At 51.3% G+C, this 18,723-nt stretch carries 16 protein-coding genes; 6 read left to right on the top strand and 10 right to left on the bottom strand.

Annotated elements, in window-relative coordinates:
- Positions 1 to 34: 34 nt before the first annotated feature.
- The 5 genes from narI to narK form a co-directional block, all read right to left on the bottom strand.
- Positions 35 to 712 (bottom strand): respiratory nitrate reductase subunit gamma, encoded by a 678-nt coding sequence (gene narI / locus FEK43_RS02840; RefSeq protein WP_135406451.1) that lies wholly within the window; start codon positions 710 to 712, stop codon positions 35 to 37.
- Positions 712 to 1,422: a nitrate reductase molybdenum cofactor assembly chaperone gene (gene narJ / locus FEK43_RS02835; RefSeq protein ID WP_135406448.1), complete on the bottom strand. Its 711-nt coding sequence runs from the start codon at positions 1,420 to 1,422 to the stop codon at positions 712 to 714. The genes narI and narJ overlap by 1 nt, the downstream gene beginning before the upstream one ends.
- The gene (narH, locus tag FEK43_RS02830; protein WP_046082940.1) at positions 1,419 to 2,957 is read right to left on the bottom strand and encodes a nitrate reductase subunit beta; all 1,539 of its coding nucleotides are present in this window, start codon (positions 2,955 to 2,957) and stop codon (positions 1,419 to 1,421) included. The genes narJ and narH overlap by 4 nt, the downstream gene beginning before the upstream one ends.
- Positions 2,954 to 6,697 carry a nitrate reductase subunit alpha gene (locus tag FEK43_RS02825; RefSeq protein ID WP_130205689.1) on the bottom strand — a complete coding sequence of 1,248 codons (3,744 nt, stop codon included), beginning with the start codon at positions 6,695 to 6,697 and terminating at the stop codon, positions 2,954 to 2,956. Before FEK43_RS02825 ends, narH begins: the two co-directional genes overlap by 4 nt.
- Before the next feature lie 516 nt (positions 6,698 to 7,213).
- On the bottom strand, positions 7,214 to 8,605 hold the full coding sequence (gene narK / locus FEK43_RS02820; RefSeq protein ID WP_130205687.1) for a nitrate transporter NarK: 1,392 nt from the start codon (positions 8,603 to 8,605) through the stop codon (positions 7,214 to 7,216).
- Between the two features lie 338 nt (positions 8,606 to 8,943).
- Between narK and narX the strand changes: the two genes are divergently transcribed.
- Positions 8,944 to 10,740, top strand: coding sequence for a nitrate/nitrite two-component system sensor histidine kinase NarX (narX, locus tag FEK43_RS02815; protein ID WP_130222809.1), 1,797 nt, complete (start codon positions 8,944 to 8,946; stop codon positions 10,738 to 10,740).
- Complete coding sequence (gene narL / locus FEK43_RS02810) at positions 10,733 to 11,383, top strand: two-component system response regulator NarL (RefSeq protein WP_000070491.1); 651 nt, start codon at positions 10,733 to 10,735, stop codon at positions 11,381 to 11,383. The genes narX and narL overlap by 8 nt, the downstream gene beginning before the upstream one ends.
- On the opposite strand, the gene FEK43_RS02805 is transcribed toward narL, so the two are convergent.
- Positions 11,384 to 12,778, bottom strand: coding sequence for a YchO/YchP family invasin (locus tag FEK43_RS02805; protein ID WP_130205683.1), 1,395 nt, complete (start codon positions 12,776 to 12,778; stop codon positions 11,384 to 11,386).
- Positions 12,779 to 12,962: 184 nt separating this feature from the next.
- Here FEK43_RS02805 and ychN point away from each other — a divergent pair, with 184 nt between their 5' ends.
- Complete coding sequence (gene ychN / locus FEK43_RS02800; RefSeq protein WP_064528737.1) at positions 12,963 to 13,316, top strand: DsrE/F sulfur relay family protein YchN; 354 nt, start codon at positions 12,963 to 12,965, stop codon at positions 13,314 to 13,316.
- Positions 13,317 to 13,367: 51 nt separating this feature from the next.
- On the opposite strand, the gene chaC is transcribed toward ychN, so the two are convergent.
- Both chaC and chaB read right to left on the bottom strand, forming a co-directional pair.
- Positions 13,368 to 14,066, bottom strand: coding sequence for a glutathione-specific gamma-glutamylcyclotransferase (chaC, locus tag FEK43_RS02795; RefSeq protein ID WP_135406441.1), 699 nt, complete (start codon positions 14,064 to 14,066; stop codon positions 13,368 to 13,370).
- 157 nt (positions 14,067 to 14,223) lie between these two features.
- A complete protein-coding gene (chaB, locus tag FEK43_RS02790) occupies positions 14,224 to 14,454 on the bottom strand; it encodes a putative cation transport regulator ChaB (protein WP_131162217.1) in 231 nt (76 codons plus the stop codon).
- Positions 14,455 to 14,722: 268 nt separating this feature from the next.
- Here chaB and chaA point away from each other — a divergent pair, with 268 nt between their 5' ends.
- The 3 genes from chaA to FEK43_RS02765 all read left to right on the top strand — a co-directional run bounded on the left by chaA (position 14,723) and on the right by FEK43_RS02765 (position 16,872).
- The gene (gene chaA / locus FEK43_RS02785; RefSeq protein WP_064528732.1) at positions 14,723 to 15,823 is read left to right on the top strand and encodes a sodium-potassium/proton antiporter ChaA; all 1,101 of its coding nucleotides are present in this window, start codon (positions 14,723 to 14,725) and stop codon (positions 15,821 to 15,823) included.
- A 408-nt stretch (positions 15,824 to 16,231) separates the two neighbouring features.
- Positions 16,232 to 16,339: a type I toxin-antitoxin system toxin Ldr family protein gene (locus FEK43_RS02775; RefSeq protein WP_064528728.1), complete on the top strand. Its 108-nt coding sequence runs from the start codon at positions 16,232 to 16,234 to the stop codon at positions 16,337 to 16,339.
- Between the two features lie 425 nt (positions 16,340 to 16,764).
- Complete coding sequence (locus FEK43_RS02765) at positions 16,765 to 16,872, top strand: type I toxin-antitoxin system toxin Ldr family protein (RefSeq protein ID WP_016265910.1); 108 nt, start codon at positions 16,765 to 16,767, stop codon at positions 16,870 to 16,872.
- Between the two features lie 149 nt (positions 16,873 to 17,021).
- Here FEK43_RS02765 and kdsA read toward each other — a convergent pair whose 3' ends face one another.
- Together kdsA and sirB1 are read right to left on the bottom strand one after the other, a co-directional pair.
- Entirely contained in the window at positions 17,022 to 17,876 is an 855-nt protein-coding gene (gene kdsA, locus FEK43_RS02760) for a 3-deoxy-8-phosphooctulonate synthase (RefSeq protein ID WP_000811058.1), read from the bottom strand.
- Positions 17,877 to 17,911: 35 nt separating this feature from the next.
- The gene (gene sirB1, locus FEK43_RS02755; protein ID WP_001764444.1) at positions 17,912 to 18,721 is read right to left on the bottom strand and encodes an invasion regulator SirB1; all 810 of its coding nucleotides are present in this window, start codon (positions 18,719 to 18,721) and stop codon (positions 17,912 to 17,914) included.
- Between the last annotated feature and the right edge of the window lie 2 nt (positions 18,722 to 18,723).

Below are 18,723 nucleotides of genomic sequence, written 5' to 3'. Positions count from 1 at the left end.
TGATAAGCGCAGCGCATCAGGCACTATGTCGTGCTTAGTGGCGAGCGCGCACCAGCTGATACTTACGTGTCAGATACTCCACCGGTACGCTCCAGATGTGCACCAGACGCGAGAACGGGAACAGCAGGAATAACGTCATCCCCAGCACCAGGTGCAGACGGAAGATAAACGCGACACCATCAAGGTGTTGAGAAGCGCCACCGTGGAAGGTCACTACCGACTGCGCCCAGCCAACCAGTCTCATCATCTCGCTACCGTCCATATGCTGGGCAGAGAATGGAATGGTCAGCAAACCCAGCGCACACTGGATAACGAGCAGCGACAGGATCAGGATATCCGCTCCGGTAGTGGTTGCACGCACGCGTGGGCTGAACAGGCGGCGCTTCAGCAACAGCACGCCGCCAATCAGGCACAGCACGCCGCTGGCACCACCAGCAAACATCGCCATTTTTTGTTTCACTTCGATCGGCAACCACGCTTCATACATCCAGTGCGGCGTCAGCATACCGAAGAAGTGGCCGACGAAAATCCCCAGAATGCCGATATGGAACAGGTTCGACGCCAGGTTCATTCCTTTACGGTCCAGCATCTGGCTGGATGCCGCGCGCCAGGTGTACTGCCCGTAGTCATAGCGCAGCCAACTACCAATCAGGAAGACCGCCCCGGCAATGTACGGGTAGATGTCAAAGAAGAACATATTCAGGAATTGCATTAGTGCTGTCCTCCGGTGGTGATATTCAGATATTGCGGCGCGACGGCACCGGCAAAGCGACGCTGATGGGCAGTGATTGCCGAATCACCGCAGCCTTTGTCTGCAAAGAACTTAACCTGCTCTTCTTCCCAGACGGCATCCAGCGCCTGCGGCGTATCGTCGCGCGCTTCGTCGGCAATTTTTTCCGCCACTTTGTCACTGTCGATAGCGGTATTCGCCAGTTTCAGCAGCAGATCAAACAGCACTGCATAACGGCTTTCACGCTGTTGCAGACGCGCGCTCAGCAATGCCAGAATCGGCGCGATATCTTTCAAACCTTCCACGGCTTCGCTTTGCGGCAGCTGCGCCAGATATTCCAGATACAGCGGCAGATGGTCCGGCAATTCGCGGCTGTTTAACTGCAAGCCGTGCTGCTCGTACTGCGCCAACAGGTCAACCATTGCCTGACCACGATCGCGGGATTCACCGTGAACATGTTCGAATAGCAACAGTGACGTGGCGCGACCACGGTCGAACAGTTCGCTGTACTGCGCCTGGGCATCCAGCAGATCCAGCGCCGTTAAATCGCGCAGGAAAATGCCCAGCGCATGGGCATCTTCTTTCGACAAATTTTCCGACGCGGCAATCGCCTCGAACATCTCCTGTTGATGCTGCCATAAGGCAGCATCCGGATATTCAAGGAGACGCGATACAATCACGAGTTCGATCATGGATGCGGCTCCGTTTTGCTGGTCACATCGATGGCATCGATACGACGGCTGTTGAACAGATTGAATTTGGTATCTGAACCGTGGCAGCCGTCACCAAAGGTAAAGCCGCAGCCATTTTTCTCCGGGAAGGCTTCCCGTGCCAGTTCACGATGGCTGCTTGGTACCACAAAGCGATCTTCGTAGTTAGCAATCGCCAGATAACGATACATTTCCTGCGCCTGGGCTTCGGTCAGACCGACCTCTTCCAGCGCACGGGTATCAACTTTACCGTCAACGGTTTCAGCACGTTTGTAATGACGCATCGCCAGCATGCGTTTCAGCGCACGCAGTACCGGTTGGGTGTCGCCTGCGGTCAGCAGGTTCGCCAGATACTGTACCGGGATACGCAGGCTTTCGACGTCTGGCAAAATGCCGTTGCTGCCCAACTCGCCAGCGTCTGCCGCAGACTGAATCGGAGACAGAGGCGGCACGTACCAGACCATCGGCAAGGTGCGATATTCCGGATGCAGCGGCAGCGCCAGTTTCCATTCCATCGCCATTTTATAAACCGGCGACTGCTGCGCAGCTTCAATAACGCTCAGCGGGATACCATCTTTAATCGCCTGCTCGATGACCTTCGGATCGTTCGGATCGAGGAACACGTCCAGCTGACGCTGGTAGAGATCTTTTTCGTTCTCGGTGCTGGCCGCACGTTCAATGGCGTCCGCATCGTACAGCAGCACGCCGAGATAACGGATACGACCGACACAGGTTTCTGAACACACCGTCGGCTGACCGGCTTCAATACGCGGATAGCAGAAGATGCACTTCTCAGACTTACCGCTCTTCCAGTTGAAGTAGATTTTTTTGTATGGACATCCGGTGATGCACATACGCCAGCCACGGCATTTGTCCTGGTCAATCAGGACGATGCCATCTTCTTCACGCTTGTAAATCGCACCGCTCGGGCAGGTCGCCACACATGCCGGGTTCAGGCAGTGTTCGCACAGGCGCGGCAAATACATCATGAAGGTGTTTTCGAACTGGCTATACATCGCCTTCTGGATGTTGTCGAAGTTCTTGTCTTTCGCCAGCTTGTCAAACTCACCGCCCAGGTCATCTTCCCAGTTCGGCCCTTTTTCGATTTTCGCCATCCGTTCGCCGGTAATCAGCGAACGCGGACGGGCAATCGGCTGCGATTTGCTGCCTTCCGGCGCGGTATGTAGGTTCTGATAGTCAAAATCAAACGGCTCGTAATAATCGTCGATCCCCGGCAGATGCGGGTTAGCGAAGATTTTACCCAACAGCATGGCGCGGTTACCCATGCGCGGTTGCAGTTTGCCGTTGATTTTACGGATCCAGCCGCCTTTGTATTTTTCCTGGTTTTCCCAGTCAGTCGGGAAGCCCTGGCCCGGCTTGGTTTCAACGTTGTTGAACCACGCGTATTCCACGCCTTCGCGGCTGGTCCAGACGTTTTTACAGGTAACTGAACAGGTGTGGCAGCCGATGCACTTATCGAGATTCAGCACCATGCCGACTTGTGAACGAATTTTCATTTTACGCTCTCCTGTACCTGGTCATTGCCTTCGCCATCTAACCAGTCAATGTTCTTCATCTTACGCACTACAACAAACTCATCGCGGTTAGAACCTACAGTGCCGTAGTAGTTAAAGCCGTATGCCAGATGGGCATAGCCGCCGATCATATGCGTCGGTTTCGGCGTGATACGGGTGACCGAGTTATGGATACCACCACGCTGTTGGGTAATTTCCGAACCAGGCAGGTTAACGATACGTTCCTGCGCGTGGTACATCATGGTCATCCCTGCCGGAACACGCTGGCTGACAACCGCACGGGCAGTCAGTGCACCGTTGCTGTTGAAGACTTCAATCCAGTCGTTATCGGCGATACCCAGATCTTTGGCATCGGCTTCACTCAGCCAGACCACCGGACCACCGCGACCTAAAGTCAGCATCAGCAGGTTGTCGCTATAGGTGGAGTGGATCCCCCACTTCTGGTGCGGCGTCAGGAAGTTGAGCGCTTTTTCCGGATTACCGTTGGATTTCTGGCCCATCACTTCTTTCACCGAACGGGTGTCAATCGGCGGACGATAAACCAGCAGGCTTTCACCGAAATCACGCATCCACTGATGATCCTGATAAAGCTGCTGACGACCAGAGAGCGTGCGCCACGGGATCAGCTCGTGAACGTTGGTGTAACCGGCGTTGTAAGAAACGTGTTCATCTTCCAGACCAGACCAGGTCGGGCTGGAGATAATTTTGCGCGGTTGTGCCTGAATATCGCGGAAGCGGATCTTCTCGTCTTCTTTATTCAGCGCCAGATGCGTATGGTCACGACCGGTAAATTCGCTCAGGGCAGCCCAGGCTTTCACGGCTACCTGACCGTTGGTTTCCGGTGCCAGCGTCAGGATCATCTCTGCCGCATCAATGGCGGTGTTCAGCATCGGCTGGCCTTTCGCCGGACCTTCCGCTTTGGTGTAGTTGAGCTTACGCAGCAGATCCATCTCGCTCTGGGTGTTCCAGGCAATCCCTTTACCACCGTTACCGATTTTCTCCATCAGCGGGCCGATAGAGGTAAAGCGTTCGTAAGTTGCCGGATAATCGCGCTCTACGACCATAATGTGCGGTGCGGTTTTACCGGGGATCAGGTCGCATTCGCCTTTTTTCCAGTCTTTCACATCCAGCGGCTGCGCCAGTTCAGCGGCAGAGTCGTGCTGGATCGGCAGCGTGACGATGTCGGTTTCTTTACCCAGATGACCAACGCACACTTCGGAGAATTTCTTGGCGATGGCTTTGTAGATTTCCCAGTCACTTTTCGCTTCCCAGGCCGGATCGACCGCCGCAGACAGCGGGTGAATAAACGGATGCATATCCGAAGTATTCATGTCGTCTTTTTCGTACCAGGTCGCCGTCGGCAAAATGATGTCGGAATAGAGACAGGTGCTCGACAGACGGAAATCCAGCGTCACCACCAGATCCAGCTTGCCTTCCAGACCGTTGTCCTGCCAGTCCACTTCTTCCGGCTTCACGCCGCCCTGTTGCCCCAGGTCTTTGCCCTGGATACCGTGTTCTGTCCCCAGCAGATACTTGAGCATAAACTCATGACCTTTACCGGAAGAACCGAGCAGGTTAGAACGCCAGATGAACAGGTTACGCGGGTGGTTTTTGCCGTTTTCCGGTTGTTCCGCAGCAAAACGGATGGAACCGTCTTTCAGGGATTTCACGGTGTAATCCACCGGATTCATCCCGGCTTTTTCTGCTTCGCGAGCGATAGTCAGCGGGTTAGTGCCTAACTGCGGTGCAGACGGCAGCCAGCCCATGCGTTCCGCACGAACGTTGAAGTCGATCAGATGTCCGGTGTAGCGGGATTTATCCGCCATCGGCGACAGCAGCTCTTCCGCAGTCACGGTTTCATAACGCCACTGGCTGGAGTGGTTATAGAAGTAAGAGGTGCTGTTCATGTGACGCGCCGGACGCTGCCAGTCAAGGGCAAACGCCAGCGGCTGCCAGCCAGTTTGCGGACGCAGTTTTTCCTGACCTACGTAGTGCGCCCAGCCGCCGCCGCTCTGACCAATACAGCCGCAGAAAATCAGCATGTTGATCAGACCACGGTAGTTCATATCGAGGTGATACCAGTGGTTCAGACCCGCACCGACGATAATCATCGAACGACCGTGCGTCTTGTCAGCGTTATCAGCAAATTCACGGGCAATACGGATAATCTGGCTGCGAGAAACGCCAGTGATCTGCTCGGCCCATGCCGGAGTGTAAGCTTTCACATCGTCGTAGCTGGTTGCGCAGTTAACGTCGTTCAGGCCGCGTTCCAGACCGTAGTTTGCCAGCGTCAGATCATAAACGGTGGTCACCAGAGCGGTGCTACCGTCGGCCAATTGCAGGCGTTTTACCGGCAGTTTGTGCAGCAGAATGTTTTCCAGCTCCACTTTGTTGAAGTGTTCCGTGCCGTCGCCGCCAAAATACGGGAAGCCCACTTCAGCGATCTCATCCTGGCTACCCAGCAGGCTCAGTTGCAGCTCGGTTTCTTCGCCGGTTTTACCGTCGCGCTGTTCAAGATTCCATTTGCCCTTCTCGCCCCAGCGGAAGCCAATAGAACCGTTCGGCGCAACCATTTCGCCATTGGTATTAAAGGCGACCGTTTTCCATTCTGGATTGTTTTCCTGGCCCAGCGCATCCACCAGATCGGCAGCGCGCAGCATACGACCCGCAGCGTAGTAACCGTCGCGCTCTTCCAGCATCACCAGCATCGGCATGTCGGTGTAGCGACGCACATAGTCGGTGAAATACTGGCTTGGATTGTCGAGGTGGAATTCACGCAGCATTACGTGGCCCATCGCCAGCGCCATTGCCGCATCGGTGCCTTGTTTCGGTGCCAGCCAAAGATCGCACAATTTGGCGATTTCAGCGTAGTCAGGCGTTACGGCAACAGTTTTGGTGCCTTTGTAACGCACTTCAGTAAAGAAGTGAGCATCCGGGGTACGCGTCTGCGGCACGTTTGAACCCCAGGCGATGATGTAGCTGGAGTTGTACCAGTCAGCGGATTCCGGAACGTCAGTTTGCTCGCCCCAGGTTTGCGGAGACGCAGGAGGCAGGTCGCAGTACCAGTCGTAGAAGCTCAAGCAAGTACCGCCAATCAGCGAGAGATAGCGCGCACCCGATGCGTAAGAAACCATCGACATTGCCGGAATTGGCGAGAAGCCAGCGACACGGTCCGGGCCGTAGTTTTTGATGGTGTAAACGTTAGATGCGGCGATCAGTTCGTTCACTTCCTGCCAGGAAGAACGAACAAAACCACCGCGTCCACGCGCCTGCTTAAAGCTTTTCGCTTTATCGGCGTCTTCAATGATAGAAGCCCATGCCTCAACCGGATCGCTATGCAGCGCCTTCGCTTCACGCCACATTTTCATCAGGCGTTTGCGCATCATTGGGTATTTCAGGCGGTTGGCGCTATAGAGATACCAGGAGTAGCTGGCGCCGCGCGGGCAGCCGCGAGGTTCATGGTTTGGCAGGTCCGGACGGGTACGCGGATAGTCAGTCTGCTGGGTTTCCCAGGTCACCAGACCGTTTTTAACGTAGATTTTCCAGCTACAGGAGCCGGTGCAGTTTACCCCGTGGGTAGAGCGGACGATTTTGTCATGCTGCCAACGCTGGCGATATCCATCCTCCCAGTCACGGTTGGTATTGAGAAGCTGGCCATGCCCATCGGCAAAGGTTTCGCCCTTCTGCTTGAAGTAGCGAAACCGGTCCAGGAATTTACTCATCGGTTTTCTCCTGTGGGAGCCTGTCGGCTCTCTGATAAATCGACATTGCTAATGTTTAAAGGCAAGGTAACGCTCTGAAACAACGTGGGAATTGATAACGATCAAGAGTGGTGGGGATGAAAAATAAAGTAAATTCCTAAGATACTCCTTAAGGGTAATTAATAATTTATATCTAACAGACTGTAAATTAATGGTTTTTATGCTATCTCACATTTATACACTTCGGATTTTTATACAGGTGGGTATTAAGGAGTATCCCCCATGGATGACATATTAATGGTGCTTAATTGACGCAATTGAAAATAATTATCGCCCTCAAAGTATGTTGTAACTAAATGACAAATAAAAAAAGCGCGACATTACGCCGCGCAAAGGATAATCAAATATTTTACTCTATATAATTCGAGTTACAGGAAGGCGGCAAGTGAATGAATCCCAGGAGCTTACTAAAGTAAGTGACTGGAGTGAATGAACGCAGCCGCAGCACATGTAACCCGAAGTATGACGAGTAACGATTTATTTTTTAGAATGCCGACCGTATACCGCCCAGGTAATCACCACGCAGGCGATATAGAAAATCAAAAATACTTTCATTGCACCGACTGGCGAACCCGTTAATGCCAGTGAGCTACCAAACGCTTTCGGGATAAAGAAGCCACCGATAGCGCCAATCGCAGAGATGAAGCCAAGTGCCGCCGCAGTGTCGGTTGCCGCTTCACGCATGGCACGTTCGTCAGAACCGCCTTCTGCTTTCACACGATCCATCGTCAGTTTACGGAAGATCACGGAGATCATCTGGAAGGTAGAACCGCTACCCAGCCCTGCGGTCAGGAACAGCGCCAGGAAGACCGCAAAGAACGCCATAAAGCTTCCGCCCTGCCCGTCAGTCGGTAAGGTGAGGAACAGCAAGCCACTGAAAATCGCCATCAGCACGAAGTTCACCAGCGTGACACGGGTACCGCCAAGACGGTCAGACAATGCACCACCAGCAGAACGCGCCAGTGCGCCAATAAACGGTCCAAAGAAGGCGTAGTGCAGAATCTGCACGTCCGGGAACTGCGTTTTTGACAACATGGCAAAGCCCGCAGAGAAACCGATGAAGGAGCCGAAGGTTGCCAGATACAGCAGGCTCATAATCCACAGATGCCCACGTTTGAGTACCGGTAACTGCTCCTTGATGGAGGCTTTCGAGGTAGCAAGGTCGTTCATGCCAAACCATGCCGCGATGGTGAAGATGGCGAGGAACGGCACCCATACCCAGGACGCGTTCGCCAGATACAGCTCGGTGCCATCAGGCTGTGTTACACCCTGGCTACCAAATGCAGCAAAAATTGACAGTGATACCACCAGCGGAGCAACCAGCTGCATGACGCTGACACCCATGTTGCCCAGACCACCATTCAGGCCCAGCGCGCCACCCTGCTTCTGCTTCGGAAAGAAGAAGCTGATGTTTGCCATACTGGAGGCGAAGTTCGCGCCAGCAAAGCCGCACAGCAGAGAGATGATGATGAAGACGCTATAAGGCGTGGAGGTATCCTGCACGGCAAAACCCAGCCAGACGCAAGGAATAATCAGAATACCGGTGCTGAATGCCGTCCAGCGACGACCACCGAAGATTGGAACCATAAAGGAGTATGGAACACGTAATAATGCGCCAGAAACTGAAGGTAGCGCAGTCAGCATAAATAGCTGATCGGTCGTAAAATTAAAGCCGACTTTCGGTAGGTTCACCGCAACGGCACTGAATAACATCCATACGCAAAACGCCAGAAGCAGGCAGGGAACGGAAATCCACAGGTTACGGCTGGCGATGCGTTGACCGCGTTGTTGCCAGAACGCAGGATCTTCCGGTCGCCAATCTGTAATGACTGCTCCAGTAGCCCTTTCGGGGGCGGATGAGTGACTCATAGACACCTCTGATACTCGTTTCGATGTCTGCCACCTTAGTGTCTGTAGCCAAAGGCAATTTGATGTAAATCAAACGACAATATAACTTTATCTATCATTGATATTTATCATTACCCATAGTGAGTACAGAGATTTCATAAAAATTTTGAGATTTTTCACGACACTGTAAAATCCCTACCCTTACTGACGTAAAGCGACTAACCACACGGCAAATAAGGAGTAACTCTTTCCGGGTATGGGTATACTTCAGCCAATAGCCGAGAATACTGCCATTCCAGAATGTATCGTCACATTCATTAAGGTTATTGCTCATTCAAAGCCTGAAGGAAGAGGTTTATATGCTTAAACGTTGTCTCTCTCCGCTCACCCTGGTTAATCAGGTTGCGCTGATTGTTTTGCTTTCTACCGCCATTGGACTGGCGGGGATGGCAGTTTCTGGCTGGCTGGTGCAAGGCGTTCAGGGCAGCGCCCATGCGATCAACAAAGCGGGATCGCTGCGCATGCAAAGTTACCGTCTGCTGGCGGCTGTGCCATTAAGCGAGAATGACAAGCCCTTAATCAAAGAGATGGAACAAACGGCATTTAGCACCGAGTTAACTCGTGCGGCAGAACGAGACGGGCAACTGGCGCAATTACAGGGGCTACAGGATTACTGGCGCAATGAATTGATTCCTGCGCTGTTGCGTGCACAAAACCGCGAAACGGTGTCGGCAGACGTCAGCCAGTTTGTTGCCGGGCTTGATAAGCTGGTTTCTGGTTTCGATCGCACCACCGAAACGCGTATTGAGACAGTTGTGCTGGTCCACCGGGTAATGGCGGTCTTTATGGCGCTTTTACTGGTGTTTACCATTATCTGGCTGCGAGCGCGTTTGCTTCAACCGTGGCGACAATTACTGGCAATGGCCAGCGCTGTCAGTCATCGCGATTTTAGTAAGAGAGCGAATATCAGCGGACGAAACGAGATGGCGATGTTGGGGACTGCACTGAACAATATGTCTGCTGAACTGGCGGAAAGTTATGCCGTGCTTGAGCAGCGGGTACAGGAGAAAACTGCCGGACTGGAGCATAAAAATCAGATTCTCTCTTTTTTGTGGCAGGCCAACCGCCGTTTGCATTCCCGCGCTCCGCTGTGTGAACGCCTGTCGCCTGTGCTTAACGGTCTACAAAATTTAACCCTGTTGCGTGATATCGAACTACGGGTATATGACACGGAAGATGAAGAGAACCATCAGGAGTTCACCTGTCAGCCAGATATGACTTGTGATGATAAAGGCTGCCATCTCTGCCCACGCGGCGTTTTACCCGTTGGCGATCGCGGCACTACGTTGAAATGGCGGTTAGCGGATTCTCATATGCAGTATGGTATTTTGCTGGCTACCCTGCCGCAGGGGCGTCATCTTAGCCATGATCAACAACAACTGGTGGATACCCTGGTTGAACAACTCACCGCCACGCTGGCGTTGGATCGCCATCAGGAGCGCCAGCAGCAGTTGATCGTGATGGAAGAGCGTGCCACCATTGCGCGCGAACTGCATGATTCTATTGCTCAATCGCTCTCTTGCATGAAAATGCAGGTAAGTTGTTTACAGATGCAAGGCGACGCGCTGCCAGAAAGCAGCCGCGAACTGTTAAGCCAGATCCGTAACGAACTGAATGCGTCCTGGGCGCAGTTGCGTGAGTTACTCACCACATTTCGTTTACAGCTCACCGAACCAGGATTACGTCCCGCACTGGAGGCGAGCTGCGAAGAGTACAGCGCCAAATTTGGCTTCCCGGTGAAGCTGAATTACCAATTGCCGCCACGTCTGGTGCCTTCACATCAGGCAATCCATCTGTTGCAAATTGCCCGTGAGGCATTAAGTAACGCCCTCAAACATTCGCAAGCAAGTGAGGTGGTGGTTACGGTGGCGCAAAACGATAATCAGGTAAAACTGACCGTTCAGGATAATGGCTGCGGCGTGCCTGAAAATGCCATCCGCAGCAATCACTACGGCATGATAATAATGCGCGACCGTGCGCAAAGTTTACGAGGCGATTGCCGCGTCCGCCGTCGTGAATCAGGTGGCACCGAAGTGGTGGTCACCTTTATTCCCGAAAAAACTTTCACAGACGTCCAAGGAGATACCCATGAGTAATCAGGAACCGGCTACTATCCTGCTGATTGACGATCACCCGATGCTGCGAACTGGCGTAAAACAGCTTATTAGTATGGCACCAGATATCACCGTGGTTGGCGAAGCGAGTAATGGCGAACAGGGTATTGAACTGGCGGAGTCTCTTGATCCCGATCTGATCCTGTTAGATCTCAATATGCCCGGCATGAACGGTCTGGAAACGCTGGATAAACTGCGCGAAAAGTCCCTCTCCGGCCGTATTGTGGTGTTCAGCGTCTCTAACCATGAAGAGGACGTGGTAACCGCATTGAAACGCGGTGCAGATGGCTATCTGTTAAAAGATATGGAGCCAGAAGATTTACTGAAAGCATTACATCAGGCTGCCGCTGGCGAAATGGTCTTAAGCGAAGCGTTGACCCCTGTTCTGGCCGCCAGCCTGCGCGCTAACCGCGCTACGACTGAGCGTGATGTTAACCAGTTAACACCACGTGAACGCGACATTCTAAAACTAATAGCCCAGGGCTTACCGAATAAGATGATTGCCCGTCGCCTGGACATCACTGAAAGCACGGTTAAAGTGCATGTGAAACACATGCTGAAAAAAATGAAGCTCAAATCTCGTGTAGAAGCTGCGGTATGGGTGCATCAGGAACGTATTTTCTGATTACGGTTCCCAGATCGGTTCGTCGTTCGACATTGCGTCGAAAGGTTCGGCAAGCGTTAGCGTGATCTCATTGGAAGAGACACGCTGCCCCTGGTTATCCTCCACCACTACCGACAATCGCCATTGATTGCTCGCCCCTTCCCCACTTTGCCAGTCCGGCATGATCAACGTCCAGCCATCCGCACTATTGGCTGTCGCTCCCGATGTCAGACTTAACATCTGCGTATCTCCCTGCCAGATCAATTGCCGAATACCGTAATGACTGCGAATTTGTAATTTCAGTGGCACGGTTTCACCAGGTTTAAGATCCCAGGGCGGCGTCGCCAGAAACACCGTTAAGGTTTTACGTTGCCGATACTCAATAGTCGGCAGATTATTTCGCTGCGGATTGTCATAGCGACTGCCGCGTAGCGACTGGCTTTCAGCAACTTCGCCAGCAGAAAGCTGTTTGTTGAGCGGCACGCCAAAACGGTAGTTAATATTCAGTCCGAGGTTATTTTGCCTTTCTCCACTTTCCCCCTGTTTATGCAGGGCGGTTACTGTAACGAGTGGGACAGGTGTGTAATTTAGTCCAAGACTCAAGGCGACGGGATTGTGATAACCCGTGCCGGTGTTAAACAAATCAACACTCTGACCAAAATATTGTTCGAGGCTAACGCTGGTGTTGATATGCTGGTAAAACGGCATCCGCATCCGGGCCGTCAAGTCGTAACCACGCGCCATTCGTTGCTCGAGCGTGGCGGTCTGTTCACGCCAGGAGGCAAAAGGCTGATAATAGTTTGCTGACAACCGCAAATATTCCCCCCACGCTTCGGCACCGAAACCTGCTCGCTGGAGATTTTGATCCAGCAAGTTGTCATAAAAAGTGTTATATCCCACCAGCCAGTTGCCACGCGCCCAGCGTTGGCCTGCGCCAAGGTTACTGACCAGACCATCATCCTGCTGAGTGAGCCCAATCTGGCTCCATGTAAGATAACGTTCGTTATCCTGTAGCGGTACAAACCAGCTCCCCCGGCTACCTGTAAAATGTCCTTCGTTATCCACTTTGACGTCGACACTGGCGTTCCCCCACGGCGATAGCCAGGATTCCACGTGCTGATTGACCTGCTGGCTAAGCGCATCGCGGACTTTTCCCAACGCAAAAGCTCTCGCCTGCTCGCCAGTGTCCTGACCTTTATCAGTCATACTGGTTTCACCAAAATCTTTCACAATTTCAGCAAAATGTTTTTCACCGTCATGATTTTCCGCAGCCATTCCTAAGTCAGGAAGACCGTCACTGTCGTTATCAAAAGGATTTGCCGCTTGCTGTTTAAAAGAGGACTGTGCGCTAGCTATACCGCCTGCCAGCAGCAAGAGTAAACAAATTGCGATAATGCGGGGGACGAAACGGCTCAAAACGTCAGTAATTTCCAATAAAAATGAACAGCTACAGCTTTATAGAATAACGATTACTGGTAATTTTTCTTGTACTTTTGCATGCTTTATGACAAATCCTAAAAAATGTGTCGGATTGGTCAGACAGCACACAAGCTGTAAGATAGAAACTGAACATCTAATTCCCTGAATACAGGAGTAAATAATGCAAAGAATCGTGATCGTTGCCAATGGCGCCCCCTACGGGAGCGAATCCTTATTTAACAGCCTGCGGCTGGCCATTGCGCTACGAGAGCAGGAAAGCTACCTGGATCTGCGTCTATTCCTGATGTCTGATGCGGTCACTGCCGGATTGCGCGGACAAAAACCTGGGGAAGGCTATAACATTCAGCAAATGCTGGAGATCCTCACGGCGCAAAATGTGCCAGTGAAATTGTGCAAAACCTGCACCGATGGTCGTGGCATCAGCACACTTCCACTGATTGATGGAGTGGAAATTGGTACTCTGGTAGAACTGGCGCAATGGACGCTGCTTGCCGATAAAGTGCTCACATTTTAACGTAAGTATGGGGCGCTCAAGATAATAGAGATGCCCCTCTGCTAAAATGTTTTATCGGGCAAACCCGGGCCGTAACACACCATCCGGGAAATTTTCCGCCAGAAGTTTTTTCACCGACACCAGTAAATCACTCAGCCCGTCATCCTGCATCCCCAGTTTGTTAAGCGCTTGTTCCAGGGAAAACAAGTACTGTGCGTTGGTTCCCAATGGCCCACTCGCCGCAGCAATCAACGGGGCAATCACCTGAGCGCGGGTATCGGATTCATACTCAGGATGACGCGGGTCCATAATGAACACCAGCGCATTGACGGTGCGGCCATCGTCAAGATGAAGCTGACACCAGGACGGCAGATAGCAGCCAGTAATCATCTCACGCTTCCACAGTAAGGTCAGCTCCTGCTCCAGAGACTCATCCGGCAGACGATACGCGACGCCCGTGGTACGCCCGCCCTCTTTCAGTGCAAGCATCCTCCCCGGCTGGTGCGCAGTTCCCCGCCCGGCAGTAAGCCGCAAACAGAAAGCGCGATGCCACCCAACCAGCGTACCAGTGCACGACTCGGTAAACTCCAGCGCCGGATTCCACATTAATGATCCATAGCCGAAGATCCACACCGGTCCCTCATCAGGTCGACAAGCCAGCGTCGCCGCCAGTGAGGCCGCCCGTTGTTCTGCCGACCATAAGAGTGATTCTTCAATGGCACCAAATGCCGTTTTACAATCGGCATTCATCAAGAAATCACGCGTTATCACCTTACACCTCCGCCACTGCATACTTCCCTGCGACAACTTTTTGGTGTCTTCCGGACATTTTTACTGCTCATTTTGAAACCACTATTGGGACAATATGCAATCCACAGACCACTTGCAAGGCAACACCGCACGAATGGCTTTAACTTGCCGCTGAGTTTTACGATGTTTTATGCCATTTATCATCATCGCCTTTGGCATATTCATGTTTCACCGCAGCCCAGGCCACTTTATGCGCTGTCTCCTCGCGACTGGCATCATCACGCCGGTCTTCTTTATCTTTATATTGCTCCCAGGCGCTGTTGAATGCTTCTTTATAGATATCCTGGGCATGAGTGGGTAAAACGTGTTTTACGCTTTCCGGCAGGTCGCTTTTCGTTTTATACGGCATTGTTGACTCCTTTATTAAAATTGAACATTAAGTGTGGTCAACAATATCCCCTCTTGCCAAAACATAAGAATTCTCAGGTCAGACTCTTCTTAAGAGACGCGAATACAAACATTGTCTAAACACGTAGCTTATTTTTATGCTCCGAAGAGTAAAAAAACGACTACGGGGTAAAATTTCGTAAAATGTTACCGATATCCTGACACTTTCTGTTATTTTTCCTGCCTATTTATTACATTTCCGACAAATTCATCTGCAAAGGATAACCATAATGACAAATGCTCACGAGGCGGTAAAAACCCGCCACAAGGAGACTTCGCTTATTTTCCCGGTTCTGGCGCTGGTAGTGCTGTCCCTGTGGGGAAGCAGTCAAACACTACCAGTGGTTATTGGCATCAACCTTCTTGCTCTTATTGGTATTTTAAGCAGTGCTTTTAGTGTTGTCCGTCATGCGGACGTACTAGCCCATCGTCTGGGTGAACCTTACGGTTCGCTTATTCTTAGCCTTTCCGTCGTTATTCTTGAAGTCAGTTTGATTTCAGCCTTAATGGCGACCGGCGATGCAGCGCCGACGTTAATGCGAGATACGCTCTATTCAATCATTATGATTGTTACCGGCGGACTGGTTGGTTTTTCATTACTGCTGGGTGGCCGTAAATTTGCTACCCAATATATGAATCTGTTTGGTATTAAACAGTATTTAATTGCTCTGTTCCCATTAGCCATAATCGTGCTGGTATTTCCGATGGCGCTGCCTGCGGCGAATTTTTCGACCGGTCAGGCGTTACTTGTGGCATTAATTTCCGCAGCGATGTACGGCGTATTTTTGCTGATTCAGACCAAAACGCATCAAAGCCTGTTTGTCTATGAACATGAAGATGACAGCGATGATGACGATCCGCATCATGGCAAACCGTCTGCTCATAGCAGCCTGTGGCATGCCATCTGGTTAATTATCCATCTAATTGCCGTTATTGCGGTCACCAAAATGAACGCCAGCCCGCTAGAAACATTGCTCACCAGCATGAATGCGCCTGTGGCCTTTACCGGTTTCCTGGTAGCGCTATTGATTCTGTCGCCGGAAGGTTTAGGCGCGTTAAAAGCAGTTTTAAGCAACCAGGTCCAGCGCGCGATGAATCTGTTCTTTGGCTCGGTATTAGCGACTATTTCGCTTACCGTACCTGTTGTAACGCTTATCGCCTTTATGACGGGTAATGAATTGCAGTTTGCTCTGGGCGCACCAGAGATGGTGGTAATGGTAGCCTCTTTAGTACTGTGCCATATTTCATTTTCGACTGGCCGTACTAACGTACTCAACGGCGCGGCGCATCTGGCACTGTTTGCAGCTTATTTAATGACAATATTTGCCTGACATTTATATCTCCTCCGATGGCGGAAATCGGAGGAGATAATAAAAATTATCTGCTTATAGTATTTCTTCATTCTACCTGAACAGATCGTTAATCAGATTTGCGAGCCTGTACCACAACCTGCACGAAACCACTGCAACAGCTGATGAAAAGCCGGAACGCGTACAGCATTGCGCACATTTCAGGGATGAAGTGAATATAAATTGAGCCGTAGTATCCACACCAAGCCGGAGTTATCCGGTGAGGCGCAATGTTGTGGGGGCTTTATCCCTGGCGGCATTGGTTGCTGGAAAGAGAAAACCCCTGCACGTTGAGAGGTCAAACCTGACAACAGAACGGGGGCTAATCTTGAACCAGAACAATTCAAGAATAGCCGCGAAATGTTGTCATTACAACAAAAAGGCGGTTATATGACGCTCGCGCAGTTTGCCGTGATTTTCTGGCACGACCTGGCAGCACCGATCCTTGCGGGAATTATTACCGCAGCGATTGTCAGCTGGTGGCGTAGCCGGAAGTAAGGTAAAACGAGCGTCAGGCTGCCGTAATGGCAATATGCGCCCGAAACCGGCCGCAGGGTTAACAGCCTGCGGCCTTTTTTGTATTTATCTCTTCCACAAGTAGACACTGGCAACCAGATCTGGAAGCTCATCCAGTGCACTCATGAAACGACTGCAACAGCTGATGAAAAGCCGGAACGCATACAGCATTGCAAACATTTCAGGGATGAAGTGAAGATGAATTGAGACGTAGTATCGACACCAAGCCGGAGTTATCCGGTGAGGCGCAATGTTGCGGGGGCTTTATCCCTGGTGGCATTGGTTGCTGGAAAGAGAAAACCCCCGCACGTTGAGAGGTCAAACCTGACAACAGAACGGGGGCTAATCTTGAAACCAGACACTTCAAGAATAGCCGCAAAATGTTGTCATTACAACAAGGCGGCTATATGACGCTCGCGCAGTTTGCCGTGATTTTCTGGCACGACCTGGCAGCACCGATCCTGGCGGGAATTATTACCGCAGCGATTGTTGGCTGGTGGCGTAGCCGGAAGTAAGGTGAAAACGGGCGTCAGGCTGCCGTGATGGCAATGTGCGCCCGAAACCGGTCGCAGGGGTAACAGCCTGCGGCCTTTTTTGTCTTCTTTGACCATGAAAAAAGCCCTATCGTATAACGATAAGGCTTTTGTTTTCAAAGCAGAAAAGATTACTTGCTGGTATCCAGTTCTTCGAAACCTTTAACCAGATCATCAATCGCTTTCATCTGCTTGAGGAACGGCTCCAGTTTAGCCAGCGGCAGCGCGGATGGACCGTCACATTTCGCATGTTCCGGATCCGGATGCGCTTCAATAAACAGACCAGCCAAACCTACAGCCATACCGGCACGTGCCAGTTCGGCAACCTGGGCGCGGCGACCACCAGAAGCTGCACCAAACGGATCGCGGCATTGCAGTGCGTGGGTAACGTCGAAAATTACCGGGGAGTTGCCAGAGACTTTCTTCATTATACTGAAGCCCAGCATATCAACGACCAGGTTGTCGTAACCGAAGTTAGCGCCACGGTCACAAAGAATCACTTTATCGTTGCCGCCTTCTTTGAATTTATCAACGATATTACCCATCTGGCCTGGGCTCACGAACTGTGGTTTCTTGACGTTAATTACCGCGCCAGTTTTCGCCATTGCTTCCACCAGGTCAGTCTGGCGAGCAAGAAACGCTGGCAACTGAATAACATCTACCACATCAGCAACAGGCTGTGCCTGGCTTGGCTCGTGAACGTCAGTGATAATTTTTACGCCAAATGTCTGTTTCAGTTCCTGGAAGATTTTCATCCCTTCTTCCAGTCCTGGTCCACGATAAGAGTGGATGGAGGAACGGTTGGCTTTGTCAAAAGAGGCTTTGAACACGTAAGGGATACCCAGTTTCTGGGTTACGGTTACGTAGTGTTCGCAAATGCGCATCGCCAGATCGCGAGATTCCAGCACGTTCATACCACCAAACAGCACGAACGGCAGGTCATTTGCTACGTTGATGTCGCCAATGCTAACCACTTTTTGTTTCATAGGATCGCCTTAATCTTAAGTAAAGTGTCGATTAATTAATGCAGCACAATATGTTTATGCGCGATGTTGTTAATTTGCGCACGTATCATTTCGCTGATCGGGTCTTCCGGACACTGTTCAACGAAATAATTTAAATCATTCAACGCAACGTGTTCGCAATCCAGTTGCGCGTAAATCAACCCACGATCGCGAATTTCATACGGATCTTCCGGGTTAAATTGTAATAAGGCCTCGCTGGTGCGTAATGCCAGTTCCATCTGATTTTCTTCCATCAGCGACGCTTTCAGCGTATCCAACAGTTTACGGATAACCTCAATGTTATCGGCTTCATCCAGGTCTTCATAAAACAGTTCCGCAGACGGGCTGATATTTCCCTTTAACCACACATCCAGCATATGTTCGCTTAATGATTCACCGTTAAAAGGGTTAATCAGCCAGATTTCTCCGTCCGGGCATTCTATGCGCAATATAAGCTGCGTTGGGAATATCACCGGCAATAGTGGCAAATCGAGACGATTAGCAACCCACAATAAAACGGCGCCTAACGATACCGCACTGCCCTGCCGATTTTTTAGCACTTGATCAAGCCATAATGCATCGGAAAGACGATAAACACCACGTGAGGCTTTAAACCCCCATTCGCCGTAAAACAGCGCGATTAATTTTTCCAGCTGCTCTTCTAATGGCAGAAGCTGGCTAATTTCTTCCTTCGCCAGACTAACGAGACGCTCCAGTTCGTCGTAGACATCTTGCGAGGGAAAATCGCGGCGGATTGCTTCGCAAGCCAGGATCATGCCTTCGCACAATGGTGCTTTATTAAATTCGAAATCAGCTAACGATCTCATGA

The sequence above is a fragment of the Escherichia sp. E2562 genome (genome assembly GCF_005781075.1).
In the GTDB taxonomy this organism is placed as follows: domain Bacteria; phylum Pseudomonadota; class Gammaproteobacteria; order Enterobacterales; family Enterobacteriaceae; genus Escherichia.
The sequence above is the reverse complement of the archived record's forward strand: the minus strand, read 5'-3'. Positions and strand labels throughout refer to the sequence as shown.